The 23,198-nt window shown below is 34.4% G+C and carries 16 protein-coding genes; all 16 read right to left on the reverse strand.

The annotated features are described in order from the left end of the window. Positions 1–205: 205 nt before the first annotated feature. The gene (proC, locus tag M2326_RS13075; RefSeq protein WP_264620001.1) at positions 206–985 is read right to left on the reverse strand and encodes a pyrroline-5-carboxylate reductase; all 780 of its coding nucleotides are present in this window, start codon (positions 983–985) and stop codon (positions 206–208) included. 73 nt (positions 986–1,058) lie between these two features. Next, entirely contained in the window at positions 1,059–2,411 is a 1,353-nt protein-coding gene (gene mgtE / locus M2326_RS13080; protein WP_264620002.1) for a magnesium transporter, read from the reverse strand. Further along, positions 2,392–3,180, reverse strand: a complete 789-nt coding sequence (gene rsmA, locus M2326_RS13085) for a 16S rRNA (adenine(1518)-N(6)/adenine(1519)-N(6))-dimethyltransferase RsmA (RefSeq protein WP_264620003.1) — start codon at positions 3,178–3,180, stop codon at positions 2,392–2,394. Before rsmA ends, mgtE begins: the two co-directional genes overlap by 20 nt. 172 nt (positions 3,181–3,352) lie before the next feature. Beyond that, positions 3,353–3,664, reverse strand: a complete 312-nt coding sequence (locus M2326_RS13090) for a DUF4286 family protein (protein ID WP_264620004.1) — start codon at positions 3,662–3,664, stop codon at positions 3,353–3,355. A 147-nt stretch (positions 3,665–3,811) separates the two neighbouring features. After that, a complete protein-coding gene (locus M2326_RS13095) occupies positions 3,812–5,590 on the reverse strand; it encodes a tetratricopeptide repeat protein (protein ID WP_264620005.1) in 1,779 nt (592 codons plus the stop codon). Between the two features lie 66 nt (positions 5,591–5,656). Further along, the gene (gene serS / locus M2326_RS13100) at positions 5,657–6,928 is read right to left on the reverse strand and encodes a serine--tRNA ligase (protein ID WP_264620006.1); all 1,272 of its coding nucleotides are present in this window, start codon (positions 6,926–6,928) and stop codon (positions 5,657–5,659) included. Positions 6,929–7,392: 464 nt separating this feature from the next. Next, a complete protein-coding gene (locus M2326_RS13105; protein ID WP_264620007.1) occupies positions 7,393–8,223 on the reverse strand; it encodes a cupin domain-containing protein in 831 nt (276 codons plus the stop codon). A 224-nt stretch (positions 8,224–8,447) separates the two neighbouring features. After that, positions 8,448–9,986: a RagB/SusD family nutrient uptake outer membrane protein gene (locus M2326_RS13110; protein ID WP_264620008.1), complete on the reverse strand. Its 1,539-nt coding sequence runs from the start codon at positions 9,984–9,986 to the stop codon at positions 8,448–8,450. A gap of 24 nt (positions 9,987–10,010) precedes the next feature. After that, complete coding sequence (locus M2326_RS13115) at positions 10,011–13,031, reverse strand: SusC/RagA family TonB-linked outer membrane protein (protein ID WP_264620009.1); 3,021 nt, start codon at positions 13,029–13,031, stop codon at positions 10,011–10,013. A 546-nt stretch (positions 13,032–13,577) separates the two neighbouring features. Next, positions 13,578–14,246: a bifunctional 4-hydroxy-2-oxoglutarate aldolase/2-dehydro-3-deoxy-phosphogluconate aldolase gene (locus tag M2326_RS13120; protein WP_264620010.1), complete on the reverse strand. Its 669-nt coding sequence runs from the start codon at positions 14,244–14,246 to the stop codon at positions 13,578–13,580. 13 nt (positions 14,247–14,259) lie between these two features. After that, a complete protein-coding gene (locus M2326_RS13125) occupies positions 14,260–15,282 on the reverse strand; it encodes a sugar kinase (protein WP_264620011.1) in 1,023 nt (340 codons plus the stop codon). A 356-nt stretch (positions 15,283–15,638) separates the two neighbouring features. Continuing rightward, positions 15,639–16,403 carry an SDR family NAD(P)-dependent oxidoreductase gene (locus tag M2326_RS13130; protein WP_264620012.1) on the reverse strand — a complete coding sequence of 255 codons (765 nt, stop codon included), beginning with the start codon at positions 16,401–16,403 and terminating at the stop codon, positions 15,639–15,641. A gap of 61 nt (positions 16,404–16,464) precedes the next feature. Then, complete coding sequence (locus tag M2326_RS13135; protein ID WP_264620013.1) at positions 16,465–17,730, reverse strand: MFS transporter; 1,266 nt, start codon at positions 17,728–17,730, stop codon at positions 16,465–16,467. Between the two features lie 181 nt (positions 17,731–17,911). After that, positions 17,912–18,622 carry a FadR/GntR family transcriptional regulator gene (locus M2326_RS13140; RefSeq protein ID WP_264620014.1) on the reverse strand — a complete coding sequence of 237 codons (711 nt, stop codon included), beginning with the start codon at positions 18,620–18,622 and terminating at the stop codon, positions 17,912–17,914. Positions 18,623–19,592: 970 nt separating this feature from the next. Beyond that, positions 19,593–21,857, reverse strand: a complete 2,265-nt coding sequence (locus M2326_RS13145) for an alginate lyase family protein (protein WP_264620015.1) — start codon at positions 21,855–21,857, stop codon at positions 19,593–19,595. Positions 21,858–22,421: 564 nt separating this feature from the next. Next, entirely contained in the window at positions 22,422–22,961 is a 540-nt protein-coding gene (locus tag M2326_RS13150; protein WP_264620016.1) for a DMP19 family protein, read from the reverse strand. Between the last annotated feature and the right edge of the window lie 237 nt (positions 22,962–23,198).

Here is a 23,198-nt window from a genome sequence, read left to right on the forward strand (position 1 = left end):
ATTTTAAAAATGCAGTGCATTAAAAAGACATTATCCTCGCAAATAACTTTTAAGGTAGTACTTAATTTCAAATCCCCATACTTCTGATTACAGTGAGGCTGCATTAGGGATGGGAACGGCATCCTTTTTTGGGGTTTTTTCTGCCCCAAAAAAGATATAGTGAACAGCCCGACCCGCCTTTTTCGGGCGGGTAATGCCCAAATGATTATTTACCTTTAATTTGTTTTAAAGCAGATTTGATTCCGCGAATTAAGGACGAACTAAAACCATGAGATTCCATTTCACTTAATCCTGCAATGGTGCAGCCTTGTGGGGTTGTCACGCGATCAATCAATTGCTCTGGATGAACTTGCTCCACCATCAACATTTCGGCAGCACCTTTTACAGTTTGAGCAGAAATAGCCAATGCCGTTTTCCAATCAAAACCGATTTCGATCCCTGCTTGCATTGATGCACGCATGTAGCGCAAGGCAAAAGCAGTACCTGAAGCGGCCAAGACAGTAGCAGCGTCCATTAATTTTTCGTCAATTACAGGTGCAGTCCCAATTTCTTGAAATAAGTCTACAAGTTGCTGACCGTAGCTTGCTTTGTCTTCTTGAAATGAGATACATGTTGCCGATTCTCCAAATTGTGCAGCAATATTTGGCATCACACGAATGGCATGGTGCTCAGGTCCAATTTTATTTTGTAATTTTTCTATTGAAAGTCCACTCGCTGCCGAAGCAATTATTTTATTGGACAAAACAGGAAGTATCTCTGCCAAAACCAAATCAACTTGGTATGGTTTAATTGTCAAAAGAATGACATCTGCCTCTTGAATATTGTGTTTGTTATCGGAGGAAACAGTAATACCTAAATCCTCAAGGTATTGGATATTGGCTACGTTACGACGGGTAACAGTCACTTGGTTTCCTTGGGTAAATTTGGCAATTCCTACAGCAACTGAAACGCCAAGGTTTCCGCCACCTATAATGTGTATTTTCATATGGTTCAATATTTTTCCTTTTTTTAAATCAATTTGTGAGGATCAAAAATGGAAAGAGTTATTATTTATTTAATTAAAATCCTAATATTAATCTCGCAATAGAAAAGTAAATCAAAATTCCGCAAATATCATTACTTGTGGTAATAAACGGTCCTGTTGCTAGTGCGGGATCAACTCCAAATTTATCCAGCATTAAGGGAACAAAAGTCCCGATTAAAGAGGCTATAATAATTACCGAAATCAAGGCACAACAAACTACAAAACCAATAATCAAAGGCTCTCCCAAAAGGTAATAACTCCCTAAAAAGAGAATGACCGCGAGAATAGCTCCATTTAATAAACTTAACGAAATCTCTTTGATGAGTCGGCTGAACAATGAACCACTCAGGGTATCATTTGCCAAACCTTGTACAATAATCGCTGATGATTGTACCCCAACGTTTCCCGCCATTGCGGCAATAAGTGGTGTAAAGAAAAATAATTTTCCGTGTTGTAACATGGCACCTTCAAACAACCCTAAGACTCTCACGGTTATAAAACCACCCAATAGGGCTAGTACCAACCATGGCAAACGTGCTTTAGTCAACTCCAGAATACTATCATCTGCCTCCACGTCTTTGGAGATACCCGCAGCCAACTGGTAATCTTTGTCGGCTTCCTCACGAATCACGTCGATAATATCATCAATAGTAATACGACCGACTAAACGGCCCATGGCATCGACAACAGGAATGGCTTCTAGGTCATATTTTTGCATGATACGAGCCACTTCAACATCTTCGGCATCAACGCTAACCGAAGTTACATTGTTGATGTATATCTCAGAAATCTGTGCTCTAGTTGATGTCGTCAATAAATCCTTGAGCGACAAGCGCCCTTTCAAACGGTTTTCATCATCCACGACATATATCGAGTGCACACGTGAAACATTTTCGGCTTGGGCACGCATTTCTTTGACACAGGTTAATACGTTCCAATTTTCATTGACTTTTACAAGCTCTTTACCCATGAGTCCACCAGCGGTATCTTCATCATAGCGCAACAAATCAATAATATCCTTGGCATGCTCAATATCATCTAACTCAGAGATTACCTCTTCCTTTTTGGATTGAGATAATTCTGCGATAATATCGGCTGCATCATCGGTATCCAACTCGTCTAACTCTTCGGCAATTTCTTTGGCCGAAAGGCGACTTAATATATTTTCACGCAAATCGTCTTCTAGTTCAAGAAGAATTTCTGCCGTTTTCTCTGAATCTAATACCTTAAATATGTAGGTTGCTTCATCAAAATCCAGTTCGTCTAATATTTCGGCTATATCGGCATGGTGCATGTCATTCAACAAGGATTCTAGCTCCCTATCATTTTTATCTACAATATGTCTCTCTAGTTCAAGTATTAATTCTTTACTGATTTTGAATTCCATCGGCTTCTATTTTTTGGGTCAATTCTAAAAATTGTGCTACATTCAATTGTTCTGGTCGAAGGTTAAAAACTTCGTCTGCACGCAGTTCATCGGACAAATTTAGGGTTTTTAAACTGTTACGCAAAGTCTTTCTACGTTGTTGGAATGCTGTTTTTACTACCGTAAAAAATAACTTTTGACTGCATGGCAAACTAAAATCTTTTTTACGACGCAAACGCAACACGCCCGATTTTACTTTTGGTGGTGGAATGAATACATTCTCGTCTACCGTAAACAAATATTCAGCATCATAAAAAGCTTGTACCAAAACAGATAAGATACCATAGGCCTTTGTTCCTTTCTTCTCGCAAATACGTTCAGCTACTTCTTTTTGAAACATTCCCGAAAACTCTGGTATTTGCTCTTTGAATTCTAACATTCTAAAAACAATCTGAGTCGAAATATTATACGGGAAGTTACCGATAATTGCGAACTGTTTTCCTGCAAAAATTTCATTGATATCGTACTTCAAGAAATCCTTCGAAATTATTTTATTTTCTAACTTGGGATAATTAGCATCTAGATATTCCACTGATTCATTATCAATTTCGACCACATAAGTAGTAACCGGTTTCTCTAACAAATATTTTGTTAACACTCCCATTCCAGGACCTATCTCCAATACATCATCGTATCCTTCTAGATTTAGGGTATCTGCGATTGCTTTGGCTATACTTTCATCCTTCAAGAAATGCTGTCCAAGGTGTTTTTTTGCTTTTACTTTTTCCATTTTTTTTTGAGTTTCTAAGTGGCTAACTCTTTTAACCGCAAAGACGCTAAGGCGCTAAGTTTTTTTTATATTCTAAATCCCTTTTATTTTTAAGATACCACTTATAGCTTCCTTAACCACTATAAATTGAGTCTATAACTGATTCTTATAAATTGGGATTGATAAGTGAATTTTAATGCTCTGATATCACTTGCAATTCTGTGCGGAAAATCAACATTTTGTCTCCAAAAAGTTGCTGTCCTTCTGCCTGAAAAGTACCGGCATTTTCAACGTAATATTTTTCTAAAGTTTCTTTGCTGTCCGTAGTATATTGAGCCGAATAGGTTACTCCACCCATTTCTTCTTCGACCAAAACACGCACCAAACGTGCAGAAATAAATTTACCAGTGGCAATCATTTCTGGGATGTGCTTGTGCTGCATCCAAATCATCCATTGGTCGTGTAAACTTTCGTGTATGTTTGTAGTAACGTTGTATATTATCATAATTTATTCCCCTAGCCCCGCCGCAGCAAGGAATCCCTATTAGAGGTAAATAGGATTTTAGCTCTAAAACGAATGAGCAAGTTATTATTCTCTCTTTTATATTCTGTGACGCCCTCCATACATTCCCTCATTGAGAGCTAGGGAATTTTAGAGATTCGTATCTCCCCTAAGTATTCTAAAACTTTTTCTGGACTCTACAAAATAGATACTATCTTGATGGTTAAATAGTATTTTTTCATAGAGCAGTTTTGCTTTTTCAGGATCTTTTAATTTTTTATTATAAATCTCAGCCGAAAAATAGAGTGCTTCGTCAATATAGATTCCGTCGCTGTGTTTGTCTATTATTGTTTGGTATTGGCTTAACGCTAAAGGAAGATTTCCTAATTTCTCGAAGATTTTACCCAATCGCAATAAAACGACACCTTCTATTTCATTCTCCTTGAAATTTTTCAAAATAGATTGAAATTGCACAATCGCTTCCTCATTCCGATTTTGATACAAAAGATAATCACCTTTGGCAAATTCTTTTAAAGCCGTTTGAGTAGAATCTGCGACGGTATTGTCATTAATTAACAAAAAATATTCCAAAGCATCGTTGGCAATTAACTGTGTACTTGCCGATTTCAATTCTTTAAATTGCTTTAAAGCCCATGGGAAATCTGCTTTAAAATAACTCGTCTTGGCAGCTTTCAAACTTGCTTCATGTGCAACAGCATCATTTTTTAAATCCAATTCGATCTGAGAATAATATAATAACGCTTGATTGAATTTTTCTTCGAAAAGCAAAATATCGGCCAACTCCATTTTTACTTGTGCTTTTTGATATTCATTCAACTGCAGGTCCATTGTTTTTTTTATAATGGCTCTAGCATCTTCTGGTTTATTCAAATTGAAAGCTACAAAATGTGCCTGAATCAATTGCAAAGATAAACTAAAAGGAGTAATTTCATATTCTTTGATCAAGGCTTCCAATTCTGTTTGAATATTTGGATACTCATTTGGCACTGCTTTATCAATCTTCATTTTGATCAAATAGGTATTGGCTTGAATCAATAAATCTAAATCTTTGGAATTTTCGATAACAAAATTAAGGATTATTTTTGCTGTTTCGGTATCGTCTTCTTCAATACAGGTTTGCGCCAAATTAACAATATTCGAAAGTGAAATAGGATTTCGTTTGTAAACTGCTTTTTCTTGTACGAAGGCTTTCGAAAATTCTTTTTGCTGAACATAAAACCAACTCAAATAATAATTCCAAAAAACATCTTGACTTTTTTGAACCCTTACAATTAATGCTTTTCTCAATAAATCACTAAAAGTGGAATCTCCTTCCCCTGTCATATAGCGTGACATTTGATTTTGTATCAAAACAGAATTTTGTGGATTCAAGTAGGCTTCTTCCAAGAAAGTATCTACCATTTTTTCCATGTTTCCCATTTGCCCGTATAGCAATCCCTTTTGATAATTAAAAGTGAGATTTGGCATTTTTAACTCAGCCTGTTCATAGGATTTTAAGGCGTAGTCTAGTAACACTTTTTTCTCAAAAGCAGCAGCCACTCCATACACATCGTATGCATTAATATTGATCCTATCAACCGCCTGATTGTAATAGAATTTTGCTTTGCTTTCGTTATTTTGCAATTGGTAATTGTAACCCAATTCAACTAAAACACTAGCTTGTTTGTACTTACTAAGTTGAGTATTGATTGCTTTGTCGGCAACATCAAATTGTTGTAATTGCTGGAGACAATCTACTGTTCTTAAAAAATATTGCAAATTTTGCGGTACCGATTCCAATAATTCTTGGTAACTTATTTTTGCTTTTTCAAAATCGCCTTTATCGTAGTAGTACTGCGCCAATTGTTCGTTCTGAGAGAAAACAACCAGCGAGAATAGCAAAGCGATAAATAGGCAGGCTTTTTTCATTATATAAGAATCTAAGTTATGGTTTTCAGTCACCGCAAGCTACAGCGACTGAAAACGGTTAACTATTTAATTGATAATATCAAATCCGCAGTAGGAGCGCAAAGCTTCTGGGATAACGATTCCTTCTGGTGTTTGATAATTTTCCAAAATTCCGGCCAAAACTCTCGGCAATGCCAATGAACTTCCGTTTAAGGTATGAGCCAATTGGTTTTTTCCGTCTTTGTCTTTGAAACGCAACTTCAAACGATTGGATTGAAAAGTCTCAAAATTAGAAACAGAAGAAATCTCTAACCAACGATCTTGAGCCGTTGAGAACACTTCAAAGTCATACGTCAAGGCAGAAGCAAAACTCATGTCTCCACCGCAAAGACGAAGAATACGGTACGGCAATTTTAATTCGTCCAAAATTCCTTTAACATGTTCTACCATTCCGTCAAGCGCTTCGTATGATTTTTCAGGATGCTCCACTCGTACAATTTCAACCTTGTCAAATTGGTGCAAACGATTTAACCCACGTACGTGCGCACCATATGAACCTGCTTCGCGACGAAAGCAAGGTGTATATGCAGTTGTAAGTACAGGCAATTCGCTTTCGCTCAAAATCACATCTCTAAAAATATTTGTTACCGGCACCTCAGCGGTTGGAATCAAATACAAATCATCTGTAGCGTCATGGTACATTTGCCCTTCTTTGTCTGGCAATTGTCCTGTACCATAAGCAGATGCTTCGTTCACCAAATGAGGCACTTGCACTTCATTGTATCCTGCAGCAGTATTTTTATCTAAAAAGTAATTGATTAAGGCACGTTGCAAACGCGCTCCTTTGCCTTTGTACACAGGAAAACCAGCACCAGCAATTTTATTACCTAATTCAAAATCAATGATGTCGTATTTTTTCACTAACTCCCAATGCGGTTGCGCTCCTTCGTGTAAGGTAGGTATTGCTCCAGCTTCAAAAACAGTTAGGTTTTCTTCTGGCGTTTTCCCAACAGGCACGATATCGGCAGGTAAGTTTGGCAGTGTATATAATTTTTCGGTTAATTCGGTTGCCAAAGCATCTACAATTTCAGCAAGTTCTTTACTTTTTTCTTTAAGAGAAACCGTTTTTTCTTTTAAAATGGCTGCTTTTGCTTTCTCTCCGCTTTTCATTAATCCGCCAATGTCTTTGGATAATTTATTAGATTCGGATAAGATGTTGTCCATTTCAACTTGTGTAGCGCGACGTTTTTCGTCTAGTGCTACTACCTCTTCTACCACAGTTTTGGCATCCATATTCTTTTTTGCCAAAGCTTGGATTACTTTCTCCTGATTCTCTCTAATAAATGCAATTTGTAACATAGCTTAAATTTTATAACTCTAGTTGTTCTTTTTGATAAAGTAAGCAAATTTAAGGATTTGTTTCATATAAAGTAGGACAATATGAAAAACTTCAAATCTATCTAGTTTTATAGCAATTTGAACTGGAAAAGGACATGGATTAATTGGATTCACTATCTCAAAGATATAGATAAAAAAATTTACTGAAATCTAAAAAAATCCCCCATGATGAGGATCCTTTTGATGTGTTTTTAAATCTTAATCCTTAGCTTACATATCGTTGTTGACAACACTAAGATTAGAATTTATTATAGAAGCGCAAATAACACCAGTTTTAAACTCATCTAAACCTAAGTTTGGATCTATTTTAATCTTCCTGTTATCAATTACGTTATAACATCGTTTCAGATAAAGAAGAATCCCAAGTCGATTATTTTTAATCGACTTGGGATTCTTCTGATAAATTCGTAAAGAAAGGAATAAAATTACTCCTTTTTATCTTCAGTAACATTATGCGTTTTTAACCATTCTTCTCCTTTACTATCCATGAAAAAATCCATCCAAACATAATACAAAACATCATCTTTTTCTACAGAAACAGAATGCATCGATCCCAGCGGAATATGCAATAATGAATATTCAAGCAATGGTCTTTGAGCATCATCTGCATAAACTATGATATTATTTTTTGAAAGCCCTAAGAATAATTGCTCCAACATAGGATGTTTGTGAGCTCCTACTTTATCAGGTCCTTTGGTTTGTACAGTTCCCATTGCTATTCTTGGAATAATCTTGTTAGGCATAATGGTGCGGCTGATCGTATTTGGACTTTTTATAGGCTCTGTGTAAGGCCTACAGTCTTCAAACTTTGCATAATAAACCTTTTGCGTATTTTCTATCGGAAACTCATTCAACTCTACAAGGTCTTGCGCAGAAAGCTTAGTAACGATTTTTAAGTAATGAAGCGTATCGTTCTTAGCGGTTTTGATTGAGATGCTCTTTTCTACATTAGGTAATAAGATAGTTTCTGGAACAATTTCATATTTTATATTCATTGTCTTTACCGTTCCTTTGCCTTTAAAAAACAGATAAATAGATTTGTATCCTTCATTGGCATCATCCACAATTGATTTGTTGCCCGTAAGCGCGATATGCTCTACTTGTATTCCTTCTATTTCGTTTTGTAGAATAAGTTTAGAATACTTTTGTGTATTATTTTCTAACTGTATATTTAATTTCTCAACCGGAATCTCTTGCGCTTGAAGTGCTGTAATGAGCGATAGCCCTACTACTATAGTAATAATTTGCTTTTTCATTTTTATTAAATTTTATTTATAAATAAAACCGGAAGTAATCTGATCGTTCTAAACCACCTAATAAAGATACGTTTAGAAAATAAAAAAGATATACCGATCTGAATTTCGGATCGGTATATCTAAAAAAAACTAATTTAATCAACTAATGCTATTTTCAAGGATAAAATTATCATCCTATAAGCGTTTATAGTTTGTTTAGAAACTATTTTTTAATTTCTCTTCAATTAATACCCTGCATTTTGCGGTAATAAATTTGGATTTCTTGTCAACTCATTAGCTGGTAAAGGGAACAAATATTTTCTTGCTGTTACGAAAGCAGGTTTTGCACCTTCTAGTCCAGAAGCACTAAAAACCGTTGGACCTAAATCTCTTCTTGCAATATCATACCATCTTGAAAACTCAAAAGCCAATTCCCATTTACGATCTTCTAGAACCAAAGTTCTCATTGCATCTTTTGATAATGTTGTAATATCAGCTGGAAAAACACTAGCTGTACCACCTGCAGCTCCTGCTCTCGCTCTTGCTCTAACTCTATTTGTCCAAGTAACAGCATCAGCAGTCTGACCTACTTCGTTTGCTGCTTCAGCTCCAATAAGCAATACTTCGGCATAACGCATCATTAGATAATTACTATTTGTAGTTCTACCATTACCATCTGCAGCAGGACCTGCTTTTCGAGTATATTTCGCAATATGGGGACGGTTATCACCAGCAGTATAATAAGTTGTGAATTTGGTATACGGTTGTCTCAATCCTTTGAATACTCCTGTCGCATCAAAGCTCACTGCTCTTCTATAATCTAAAGAGTTCCAAGTGTTGTAAACATTTAGAGAAGGTACTAAGATCGACCATCCTCCACTGTATCCATACTGCTCATCGGCTCTAATACCTGTAAAAGCAGCCAAGTAATCACGACCTTGATCTCCATCAGACTTTCCAATAAAATCGATTACAAATATTGGCTCCTTTGAAGCATCTGTTTTAGAATAGTCAAATAAGTTTTGAAAATCAGTTTCTAAGCCTAAATTATACGTCCCCTCTTTTGAAATAATATCCTTTGCTTCATCATAAGCAAGTTGAAAATTAGCAGGATCATATTGCCCCATAGTCAAATACACGGAAGCCAAAAATGAACTTGCAGCTGATTTTGCAGGCATTGCTCTTGTGATTTGAGTATCTGGCAACCATTCTTTTGCAAATTTTAAATCTGCAATGATATTTTTGTAAACGTCAGCAACTGCTGTTTTACTAATTGAACCTGCAGCTTGTACATCTGTAACTGGTTTGTCAATATATGGAATCGCTCCAAATTGCCTTACCAGATGGTAATAAACAAAAGCTCTAATAAAATAGGCCTGTGCCACCACTTTATTTTTTGCAGCTGCATCTGCAGTTACATAACTCGCACCGTCAATAGCTTGATTGGCTGCACCAATAATTTGGTAACATTTTGGCCAATAGACTGCAATATTTGCATTATCTGCTAATATTCCAACATTACTAAACTGTACACGCTCAGGATTGGTAACATTGACATTCAAATCTACCATATCACTAGCCAACATTAATGACATTGACATTTCTCTTGACATGAAATACCTATGTTCCATGTGAGCGTAAGCACCATTTATAGCAATTTGAACTTTATCTATGGAAGTAAAGAACGAAGAAGGTGTTAATAATCCAACTGGTTGTTCTTCTAAATCAGAACAGCCAATCATGGACATTCCAATTAAAACGAATATATATTTAAATTTTTTCATTGTGTGTCTTTTTTATATTTACTATTAAAACTTCAAACTAGCACTAAAGTTAACTGATCTCACTGTTGGGAAATTTCCAAAATCGAATCCTTTAGTAGAATTTGATGTCGATGTACTTCCTCCTCCTGAACCAAAATAACTTACCTCAGGATCTAAGCCAGAATATTTTGTAAAAGTCAATAAGTTCTGCGCACTCAAAGTCAATCTTAAGCTTTCTACCCCCATTTTTTCAGTAAATTTTGAAGGAACGTTGTATCCTAATGCAATATTTTTCAATCTAATATAACTTCCGTCTTCAACAAAACGAGATGAAATTTCTCTTCTATCAGCAACAACACGAGGAATGTTAGTATCTGTATTAGTAGGTGTCCAAGCATTTAACACATCCGTAAGTGCATTCGAGCTACCTCTAAACAATTGTGCTTTGGTCAAGTTAAACACATCACCTCCGTAAGAACCTTGGAAAAAGATATTCAAATCCCAATTTTTATAACTGAAGTTATTTGTGATACCCATATTCCAATCTGGATTTGGATTACCAATAATTTTTCTATCAGCAGTTGTAATCGATCCATCACCACTCACATCTGTAAACATAGGGTCACCTGCAACTCCACCAGCAGCTATAGCCAAACCTGTTGGCAATGTACCACCTTGATAAACTCCTTGGTATTCTAAACCGTAGAATACACCTGCAGCTTCTCCTTCTCTCAAAATGTGTGTTCCTGAATTATTGCTAAAAAATCCTGGAGCAGCATTCAAAATCACATCTGTACCACCAATTAATTTTTCCACTTTGTTTTTATTTGTAGACCAGTTAAAATCTGTCGTCCATCTAAAATCATTGTTTGTGATATTCTTTGTATTTAATGAAATTTCAAAACCTTTATTGTTAATTTCACCAACGTTTCTAATACTAGCCAACGTTTGGAAACCTAAATATTGTGATTGACTGTTATCAGCCATTAATAAATCTTTCGTATTAATATTGTAATAATCTAATGAAAGCGACACTTTGTTATTCAACAAACCTAAATCCAAACCAAAGTTACTTTGATAAGAAGACTCCCATTTCAAGTTATCATTTGCCGCTTGATCAGGAACAACTGCATTCACTGCTGCACCACCAAGTCCTGCATAAATAGTAGATAATTTTGCTAATGATTGGTAAGCAGAAATAGCTTGGTTACCTGTAACACCATAACTAGCTCTTAACTTCAAGTTCGAAATTGATTTGCTGTCTTTCAAGAAATCTTCATTCGAAATTTTCCATCCTAATGCTCCAGAAGGAAAGATTGCATATTTATGGTTTTTTGCAAAGTTTGAAGCTCCATCACGTCTTACTGTTGCAGTCAACAAATATTTGTCGTTATAGTCATAATTTAATCTACCAAATTGAGATTCAATTTCTTGCTCAACAAATGAAGACGTTGGCAATACAGAAACAGAACTACCCGCTAAATTAAAGTAAGAGAAACTATCATCTGTAAAACGTTGTGCTCCTGCAGAAAAACGTTCAGAACTTGTTTTTTGATACGAGTATCCAGCTAATAAATTCAAAGTACCTTTTCCTATTTCTTTTTTATATGACAAATAACTCTCTGTTAATATATCTGTCTTTTTCAAATTCGAAATACTTGCTTTACCACCTGTTCCTCTACCAGCCGTTACCAATAATGTAGATGGTCTAAATGTACCTACTGTTGTATTTGTTGTACTGTATCCAAAAGTAGTTTTGAAAGTAAGATCTTTTATAATATCATAATTAGCATATAAATTTGATCTACTAATATCCGTTTTTGTTGTATTTACTGCTTCAGTTGCAATTGCGTACGGATTATCAACTTCATCAGCAATATTATCTGTTGTATTCAAACCTGTAACTGGATCTTTCACTCCGTAATCTGGTCTAAATCTAAACATAAGAGAGATCACATCATCACCACCACCATTTGCAGTTTCACCTGTTGATTGTGTTGGTACACCATTTTTTGCAGACCTACTAGTAAAAAGATTAAAACCTAATTTCAATTTGTCTGTAACCTGAGCATCAATGTTGGATAAGAACGTCATTCTCTCAAAATCGGAGTTTATAACAACACCGTCTTGTTTGAAATAATTTGCAGAAGCGTAGAAATTAATTTTATCACTACCTCCCGAAAAAGAGAACTGATGATTTTGAGTACTTCCGCTTTTGTATAGCAAATCTTGCCAGTCTGTATCTGCAGTCCCTGCAACAAAACTTGGATTGGTTATCTTTTTGTAAGTAATAAATTGTTCTGCATTTAATAAATCCAATCTATTAGCGGTATTTTGTACAGAATAGCTACTATTCACCTCTACAGTTAATTTTCCATTTCTACCTTTCTTAGTAGTTACCATTACCACTCCATTAGATCCTCTAGAACCATAAATAGCAGTTGCAGAAGCATCTTTTAAAACTTCGATAGATTGAATATCACTTGCTTGCGGCATGGAAGCCCCAACAAATCCATCCACTACAATCAAAGGATCACTACCGGCACTGATAGAAGTATTACCCCTAACCTTAATACTAATAGGAGCACCTGGCTCACCACCATTATTAGATTGTACCACAACACCAGCTGCACGTCCTTGCAAAGCTTGAGCAGCATCTGCAAGTGGAAAAGCATTGATTTCTTCAGCTTTTATCGAAGATACCGAACCTGTGATATCACTCTTTTTACGAGAACCATAACCCACAACAACTACTTCATCTAGTTGACTGTTATTTTCGACCAAAATGATATTCAAGGTCTTTTGATTCGTAATGGTTGCCGATTGCATTTTATAACCTATATATGAAAACTGAAGCACATCTCCTTTTTTAACATCAACTTGAAATTTACCATCAAAGTCTGTAGATGAACCTTTAGTTGAATTGGCTATAATTACATTGGCTCCAGGAATAGGCATATTGTCGCCATCCAATATTGTACCGGATAATCGATATCCGCCTTGTGCAAATAATGATATACTGAATATCAACATAAGCATTAAAATAAGTTTAGTTTTTAAATTCATGGTTAAATAGTTTTTGATTAAAATAGTTAGTTTACTTATAAAAAACAGATTGTATTATGTTTTTCATTTATTCAAAAAAATCTTTTTAGTTAACAAAGACTAAAAATTCGTCTTTTTCAACTGAAACACCAAACTGGTTTTCCAATTTGGTTTTCCAAATATAATACTAATTTTTAGGTTTAAAAAACTTTAATACGATTTATTCAAAAAAAATCTTCTAAAAAATATCATAATGAATTAAAAGGATTAAAATATTTCATAATTATCAGTAAAAACCAAAATAGCACTCCCTTCTTAACCCTCGTTAACACTAGCTTTCACTCCATTAAAACAAATCAAAAACAGAATAACGTTTACCTTCGTTTAAAAACGATATTACTACAAACACTTCTATGAATTTAGAAATTTTAACAATTAAACACCCTTTTTAATACCTGATATTCAAGACAATAAAAACAATAAGTATAAAAAAAGTCCCAAACTACTATAAGTAGTTTGGGACTTTAAATCATTTTAGTCTTCCGACTAATTCGTTTTTAAAAGAATTTACTTTCTGAAACTTTTAATAATTTCGATACATTCTCTTGTCAATTCTTCAATTTTTGCAATATCAAAAACACCGTTCGCATCAGCTTTTATTAATTTCGAACCTAATCCGACACAAGTAACACCTGCGTCAAACCAGCCTTTTAGGTTTTCTCTTGTTGGAGACACACCACCTGTAGGCATGATCGATGTCCAAGGTTGAGGCCCTTTGATTCCGTTAATAAATTCTGGTCCATAAATATCTCCAGGAAATAATTTTACAATTTCGCAACCTAATTCTTCTGCTCTTGCTATCTCTGTAAGTGTACCACATCCAGGAGACCAAAGTACTTTACGACGATTACAAGCAATAGCAATATCTTCTCTTAAAACTGGTGTTACAATAAAGTTCGCACCTAATTGCATGTATAAAGACGCAGCAGCAGCATCTGTCACAGATCCTACTCCTAGAATCATTCCTGGCAACTCGGCAATTGCATATTTATTTAAAGCAGCAAAAATTTCGAAAGCAAAATCACCTCTACTAGTAAATTCTAGTAAACGTGCTCCACCATCGTAACATGCTTTCAATACTTGTTTGCTTACTTCAACATCTTTATGATAAAATAAAGGAACAATTCCTGTATCTTTCATTACTTGTGCTACTTCTATTCTTGTAAATTGAGCCATAGTTTTTATATTTTTATCTTGAAACTTTTCCTGAAAAATCACCAGAAAGTAGTTTTTCAATTTCTGGTTTGGTAACTAAATTGTAATCTCCTGAGATCGTATGCTTCAAACAACAAGCAGCTACTGCAAAATTCAAAGCTCGTTGTTCGTCCAAAGGTTCTTCATTCAAGCCGTAAATTAATCCACCCATGAACGCATCTCCACTTCCTACGCGGTCAATTACTGGAGTTACCTCTTGAACAGCTGCATTGTACAGTTTTTTTCCGTCATACATAACGCCACCTATACGCTGGTGTGATGCACTCACAGAATAACGCAAAGTAGTTGCAACGTATTTCAAATCAGGACACATTTTGAAAATGGTATCATAAAGCGACGGAAGCAATTCTCCTTTGGTATAATCTGGATCTACTTTGTCCAAACCTAACATGAAGTAAGCAGTATCAATATCACCCAAAATAACGTGGCTATATTTCAATAACTCTGGCATTACCTCTTTTGGCTGCACACCATAATTCCATAATTTTGCACGGTAATTTAAATCGGTAGAAATAGTTAATCCCATTTCGTGAGCGATTTTTATAGCTTCTAGACAAGCTTGAGTAGCACTTTCAGACAAAGCAGGAGTAATTCCGCTCCAATGAAACCAAGTTGCTCCTTTTAGAATCTCTCTCCAATTGATCTCCCCTACTTTCAAATCGGCCATAGAACTGTTTGCTCTATCATAAATCACGTTGCTTGCACGCGTACTTGTTCCTGTTTCCAAAAAATAAATACCCAAACGATCACCACCAAATAATACATTATCACAACCTACATCTAGCTTACGCATTTCTTTTAAAGCACTAATTCCTAATTCATTATTAGGTATTTTAGTTACATATTCTGCAGTTATACCATAATTTGCCAATGATACCGCTACGTTAAATTCACCCCCACCATAAGTAGCTTTGAAAGATTCTGCTTGAGAGAATCGCAAATGCCTATCTGTAGATAAACGGAGTAAAATTTCACCAAAAGTGATTACTTTTTTCATCTTATTAATTTCCTAATTGATTACTACTACTTTAGCTGCGCCAAAAAAATATAAAAAAACCTTCAATCGTTTTCGAAAGAAGGTTCAAAAGTAACTTTTTTTTACATTAAAACAGATATTTTTTTTGACAAACAGCCAATTTTACCCGCTTTTAACACTATAAATATTTCAATTTAAAAAGCAAAAAATAAAGCTAATTTACTATAAACATAAAGATTACACCTATTTCAACTAGAGTATAATGCTCATTCATTCTAAATATTCACATGAATACAAATACCTATTAAGCAACTCCAAATAAGAACAACTATTCGTATTTGGAATCACCCACGCCTTTTAAATTAAATAGAACTTTCTTAGATACCTAAAGCCTGACCACCACCAATTTGAATAGTCTCAGCAGTGATAAAAGAAGCATCTGCACTAGCCAAGAAAGCTACAACACCTGCAACCTCTTCTGGCTCACCTAATCTTCCTAGTAATACACTACTTTTCCATGAAGCGAAAACTTCTGGTTTAGTCGCTTTAATTTGAGCATGAAAAGGAGTATCGATAGTTCCAGGAGAAACAGCGTTAACTCTAATTCCGTACTCAGCTAAATCCTTAGCAAGTGCTCTAGTGATCGATTGAACTCCACCTTTTGAAACTGCATAGATACCAGCTCCTGGTCCTGCACCGTTCCAAGCTGCGTTTGATGTATAATTGATGATTGATGCATTCTCTCCTTTTTTCAAGAAAGGAATAGCTGCTCTTGATGCATAGAAAACAGAATCAAGGTTCAAAGCCATAACAAATTTATATTCTTCGTTTGTCATATCTTCAAATCTAGCTCTAACACCGATACCACCTGTATTGTTAACCAACACGTCAATTTTACCAAATTTTTCACCAATTTTTGCAATATTAGCAGCAACAGCTTCACCGTCAGTCATGTCAAAACCGTAATACTCAGCAGTAATTCCTTCTGCCGTAAGTTCAGCCAATTTTTTAGCTCCAGCAGCATCATCAATACCATTCAAAACAACAGTATATCCCTCTTTACCTAATCTTTTAGCTACTGCAAAACCAATTCCTCCGGTTGCACCTGTAATGATTGCAACTTTACCTTCTCCTTTATTCATCTCTATTTGATTTTAATTATTTAAAATTTTTATTTTGTTCTGTATTTATTCTGTATTATTATTAGGCTACGGGTTGTATCTTTTTTATCAAAAATAAAATAGAACCAATAGTCAGCGGTGCCAATATGGCAATGATAATAAAAGCAGGGGTATAAGAAACGGTCGTAATTTTTGGTATCAACCAGTTCATAACAATTACCGATACTGCTCCAACACTACCAGCAAGACCAGCCAAAGTTCCAACAGACGGTCCTTTAAATAAGTCACTTGATAAAGTTTGCAGATTACCAATGGCAAACTGAAAACCAAATAGAACCATAGCTACAATATAAATAAACGACATAGCACTCTCTCCGTCTACAAAGAAAATAATCCCTAACAATCCCATTAGAATCAGTGCGCAACCTATTCCAATTGTTATTTTTCTCGCGGCATCAACTGATTTTGTTTCGATTAATTTCCCACAATACCAACCACCTACAAGACTTCCTGCCATTCCTCCTAAATAAGATATCCAAATTGTAGAACCAATTTCGACAATACTAAAACCATACGCAGAGTGCAGGTACAGTGGCATCCAACCTACAAACAACCACCAAATAGGCTCTATAAAAAAACTAGCTACTAAAACACCCCAAGCTTCTTTGTGCTTCAAAATACCTACTACACTTAACCCTTTTTCATTTGAAACTATACCATTATCCGCTTTACTACTCGCCAAAATAAGATTTTTTTCTTCTTCTGAAATCCAAGGATGTTTATCAGGTGTTCCTTTATTAATAAACAACCAAGGAATAACCCACAAAACCCCTAATGCTCCAATAATAATATAAGTCATCCTCCAACCGTAGGCTCCGTATAAAAAAGCAATAAGAACAGGAGCAATAACACTCCCTAATGAAGCACCCGCATTGAAAATCCCCTGAGCTATAGCACGTTGTTTGATTGGAAACCACTCTCCATTACTTTTCACAGCACCAGGCCAATTCCCTGCTTCTCCAAGTCCCAAAAGACCTCTGAAAAGTGTCAAAGAAAACAATCCTCTTGCAAAAGCATGAAAGATAGAAGCTACAGACCAAAGAACAATTGACACTGTAAAGCCTAATCGGGTACCAATCATATCGTATAGTTTACCAGATAGAAACTTTCCTGCTGCATATGTTATCATAAAAATATTAAGCATAATAGCATAATCAGCTTCATCCATACCTAGATCTTTACCCATTTCTGGCCACATGATTCCAAATGCAGTTCTATCAATGTAATTAATTACCGTGGCCAAACATATCAATGTTATAATCCACCATCTTAATCCTTTTACTTTCATCTGTTAATTTTTATAAATTTCACTTTCTTTTACTTTAAAAAAAAGCCAAAAAAACCCCGTACCTATGTTTTTAAAACTAGGTAATTTATATTATATCTTATAAAAGTGCTATTTTTTAAGACTAAAATGTATTGCTGTACCTACATACAATCCTGATCTTAAATATGACTTGTATTCTTAATTACGAATGGTAACAATATTCATATAATGCTTTGAAATGTAGTTTCATTTTTTGTTTTGCCAATTGTGGATCTTGCGCAACAATTGCGTCGTAAACCTCTGTATGATCATTAATCCTATCAAGACCTTCATTTCCGCTTTTATCACACACATGATATTTTTCAAAATTGGTTAATATTTCAGGTGTTATTATCAACATCATATTATTAATGGTACTATTTCCGCTAGCTCTAGCAATCGCTAGATGAAATATTAAATCTTCTTGTACAGCATCTTCACCCGTGTGAACTTTATCTGCATAAGCATCCAAAGCAGCTTTGATATTAACCAAATCCTCCTCTGTTCTTCTTGTTGCTGCCAAACGTACTGTTTTGAGTTCAAGTAAAATTCTGGTTTCTACTAATGATTTAAAATCTGATTTTCCTAACCTCAATATGTCATCAATTATACCGTTAATAGCAATTTTGCCAATATCTGCAACGAAAGTTCCACTTTGAGGAATCGATTTGAGTATCCCGTAAAATTCTAATTTCTGTATCGCCTCACGAACACTACTTCTACTTACTTCAAACTTTTCAGACAACATCCTTTCAGACGGTAATTTATCTTGAGGTTCTAAATTTTTATAATTAATATAATCTCTAATCTTTGCTATAATTGCATTTAGAGGCTCTCTATTATTTTCTTTTCTAGCTATTACTTCTAATTTCATACTTATTAAATTTTAAAAACTCTGGTTAACCAGATTGGTTTGTAAAAATAAAGAAAAAAAACAAGACCCTAATAAAAAAACGAAACTATATTAAAGGAGCTAAATATCTATTAATGTGACACTTTAAAAAAATAAATATTAAATTAAGCATATGATTTAGAAGCCTTTGGCTAAAATAACTACCTCCTTGCAATACTTTTCAAAAACACCCCTTTTCCCAAACAAACTTCATTGTAAACAAATCATTCGGAATCATTTAGAATTACTTCCAATCCCATTAACTACTTTTATTCCCTAGACAAACTTATATATAGTCTCATTGAATGCAAAATCTCTGAATTATTAAAGTCATGCGTTTCCTTTAGTTTATCAGGAGTTGTTACTGTCCAAAGTGACAAATTAATATTAGCAATATTCTTTTCCTCATTTACATCTAGACCATAACGGACTGATGCTAATACTAAAGCTATGAAAAGTACACGTATTGAAAATTGAACATTCATAACTATGTTGCTTCTTATTTAATTCATTTTCATTCCCTATTTCTTTTTTAATACACTAACAAAAAATTTAACATACCAGTTTGGTAAACCAATTTGGAGAACCAAATATAGAAACAAATTTTAGTAAAAAAAAACAATTAGACACTTATTTTAAAATTTTGTTAAAATAAATGTCATTTAATACATCTCAAACTATAAATAAACTCTAATCTAAAAAACACAAAGACAAAATAAAAGCTACAAAACATTCAAAATGAATATTTTGTAGCTTAAACTAATAGTAGAATAAATCACAAAAACTATTCTTTACTATAAACATTGCCTGTCCATCCTATAAGTAGTAAAGAAGTATACTATTTTCTTTTCTGAAGCCTAATTTCACCATTTAAACCTTTACCAAAAACTAGTTTATAACTTTTTCAAACGTATAATTAGCGCTATATTTACTTCAAAAACAACCTATCCATTTATTTAATTAATGCATCATAATGTGCTCCAACCCAGTTATACATTACGTCTTTTATTTTTAAGGAATGTTTTGCTGTTACCGAGTTATTCGTTGTTGCCAGGACAAACAAATTAACATTTCCGTTATTATTTTTAATAGTTACAGCAACATAATTATCATCCTCATAAACCAATTCTAGATTAGCAATGCTACTTACTGCATTCACCGCATTTTCTGTTACTGGACTGTAACTTCCGTGGGCTTCAATTACACTGACAAAGGTTGCTTTTTTGGTGTTCTTTTTTCGAATAATAATTCCAGCGTCTCTACGCAAATTAAAACTAGGGTCATTTGCACCCAATCGAACCAATAATAATTCATCCTCTGGATTAGTGGCAGATGTCATGGTATAAAAATTTCCAGCGTTCAACCAAGAAAATTTAGTGTTCTCAATAGTTGCTTTTCCAATTCCTTCTTTCCATAAGTGCTGGTAACCAAATGCAGTTCCTAATGGCTCTAATATTTTTGGAGTATCATATTTAAAATTAGCCGAAATCATTTGCCCTAAATAATAGAAAGGCAGATCATATTGATTGGAATTTTTTGAATCTACTTGAAATATATCCAACAATAATGGCTTTTCATATCCTTCTGTTTCCAATAAAACCATCGTACGGTGCATATCTGTACCAGGATAAGCATTATTTTCAATCGCACTTATTATCTGTACTTTAGGATTATAAACATCAAACAAGTATTTCTCACATGAAAATAAATTTCCTTTTTCAAAATCCCCTTCAAAATGTGAAACCTCATTTTGAATAATCGTGTTGTGCGCAATAGTTTGTTTTGCCCAAGTAGCATTTTCTTTCAAGTAATTACCACCTCCTTTTTGTTCGATATTAACAAAACGTGCTAAACCATAATCTTGCAAAACCTCATCACTATTTTGGTAGTAAGAAAATGATAATTTGTCGAAATGTCCATGACTAGAACCTTGCGCAGCATATTTAAGTACTAATGTAAGTTCGTTGTCATTATTTTTATTTCTAATAATTGCCACACCACCATCTTCACCATTTGAACCATCGGACAAATCAATTGATTTTTTAAGGAATGGTTTTGATAATTTATTTTTAATCCCCAATGCAACAGCCATACCTGAGTTATCCAATTGAACACGTCGTTGTTTTTCGGCTATAGACAATAGAGAAGGATCTTTACCACCGTACAAATAAGCAATATCAACGGCAGAAACCAATTCTCGTGAATAGTACGACATTCCTTTTTGGCCATCGTTCAAAGGAAAAAACTCTCCTGCCGAATTGGTCAAATTAAGCAATGCGTAAATCGATTTGTTTAATATTCCATTTTTATACTCAAAAATTTTAAGCGCTGGTTTGGTATTTTGAAGCGCTTCTGCAAAAACCATAAATGGGTACATAGCATACCGTTGGTAATACGGACCTTCATTATAGTATCCATCCGGAGAAAAAGGCTCATTTACATTAGCCAAAAAACCTGTAACTTGACCTTCTTTTTTAATCAAACCGCCATCATTATCTTTCATTCCTGGCGGTAAAGTATCCTCTTTTAATCCGTATAATGCCCTGTCCAGCAACTCAGCATCATCCATCACCAAAGCAATCATCCCTACAGCTACATTACCCCAAGTACTATGATTGTGTACACGGTTAAAAAACTGAGGCGAACCGATTGAAATAAAATCTGCATAAGGTTTAAACAAGTCTTTTTCGATTAGACCTCTGTCTTTTGCTCCAATAAAATCATATACACAATCGTAAGCTTGACTCATATAAACTAGCCAATTGGAATCATTAAGTGCTTGCCAAAATAACTTTCCTCGTGCATAGGAACGTTCTTGTGGATGCAATGGCAAAGTAGGATATAACTTAGTATAGGCCATCAACATGTTTTTGACATAAGTAGCATATTTTTTATCACCTGTTATTTGATACAAAACACCAGCTTTTTGCGTAATCAACCAGTTTTTTTTATGCCGTTCATGTGTGTAACCACCCGAGAAATCCTTAGGTATTGGTACTTCTATTCCGAGTTTCATTTCGGCATCAACTTCTTTCCTTGCTTCGGTAACAGAAGCGTCAAATAAAGGTACTTTGCCTAATTGCGATTTAATTTCCTTAACACCTTTTGGCGTAAGTACTAATCTAGGATGTCCCTGCGCTATTCCGTTTTGAAAAACGAAAAATAAAACACCTAAAACAGTTCTTATCAACCAATTACTTTTAATATATTTCATCATAATTAAATATTTTCCTTATTTATTTCTGGTTTACCAATTTGGTTCTCCAAATATATTGCTATTTTTATAATATAAAAATAAAAAAGAGGAAAAAAGCATTTATAATTGCGAGAGCTTCAACTAATCTAACGTTTTTTTATTCATTTAAACATATAGTGAATAGCATCCTATACTTTTAAAAACCAATATGTTATTAGAAAAATTTTACTTTTTAAAATAATAAAACAACTTACAAAGGGGTAGTGTTATTTTATAACATGCAATTGATACTTTTCATCAAGATTTAGAATTAATAGGCAAATCTACTCACAGCAATAAACTATAGAAAATTTGGTCAACGAATAAAAACAGCACAATTATCGTTGCTGGGGTTTCGGTACCCATTGTCGGTCTGAGCTAAGTCCTGCTGGAGCTTTTGTCTCAGGGAAGACTACGTTTAACAAGCGCTTCGACAGGGGCTGTGTGACATTAGAAACATCCATATAAAAAGGGCACTAAGTATTTTAACACTAGTGCCCCTTATTCTATTTTCAAAAAAAAATAACGAATCTCCGCCAAATTATATTATTCTCTTTTAATGGCTCTTCCCACGAAATCTTCTAGTAATTCAAACATTCCATCTACAGAAAGAATTTGTGTATCTGGATGCTCTTTCAAGAATGCAGAATTAAGTTCGACCAAGTTTTCATCTATTTCAAAAAAAGTATCATTATTAATTAAATCACGAATCGGATTTACACCTTCCAACTTACTTTTGAAAAACTTATCTCTTTTAACGCTACTCATCAAATTGACTTTCTTGCATTGCGCTTGAAATAATTCCAAATGTTTTGGTGCACCTATCAATTCCAAACCATCAGCAATGAGACCATTTAATTCCATGTTCCATTTCGAATTATAGACAAATTGCGCAAAATTCCCTTGAGTACATTGAGAAACGTAAAAATCCATATAGTAACTCATAATTGCATCTTCATGAATCAAATCATCGTCGATTTTCTCTTCGCGCATGAGGTTGATAACCGAAATATTAGAATTGATGATGTCTTGAGGATTGCCGCTATTGGCTGCAGTTTCTGAAATTATAATAGTACCAAATTCCATGGAATTATTGTTTTAAGGAGTTGAAAAAGCAAATTTCGGATAAAATAATGAAGGATAAAATCTTTTTGAACACAGATTTAAGAGATTGGCACATATTTTCTTTAACTACATTCTAGCCTTAACAATAAGTTCACTATTTCTTAAACTAAACCACTATGGACTTAAAGTCCATAGATTTGGTTGTCAGACTTAAAGTCTGCATGTTGCTAGTCTTCAATTATGAAGTTATCATTATTA

Origin of the sequence: Flavobacterium psychraerolatum (genome assembly GCF_025960985.1) — a bacterium.
In the GTDB taxonomy this organism is placed as follows: domain Bacteria; phylum Bacteroidota; class Bacteroidia; order Flavobacteriales; family Flavobacteriaceae; genus Flavobacterium.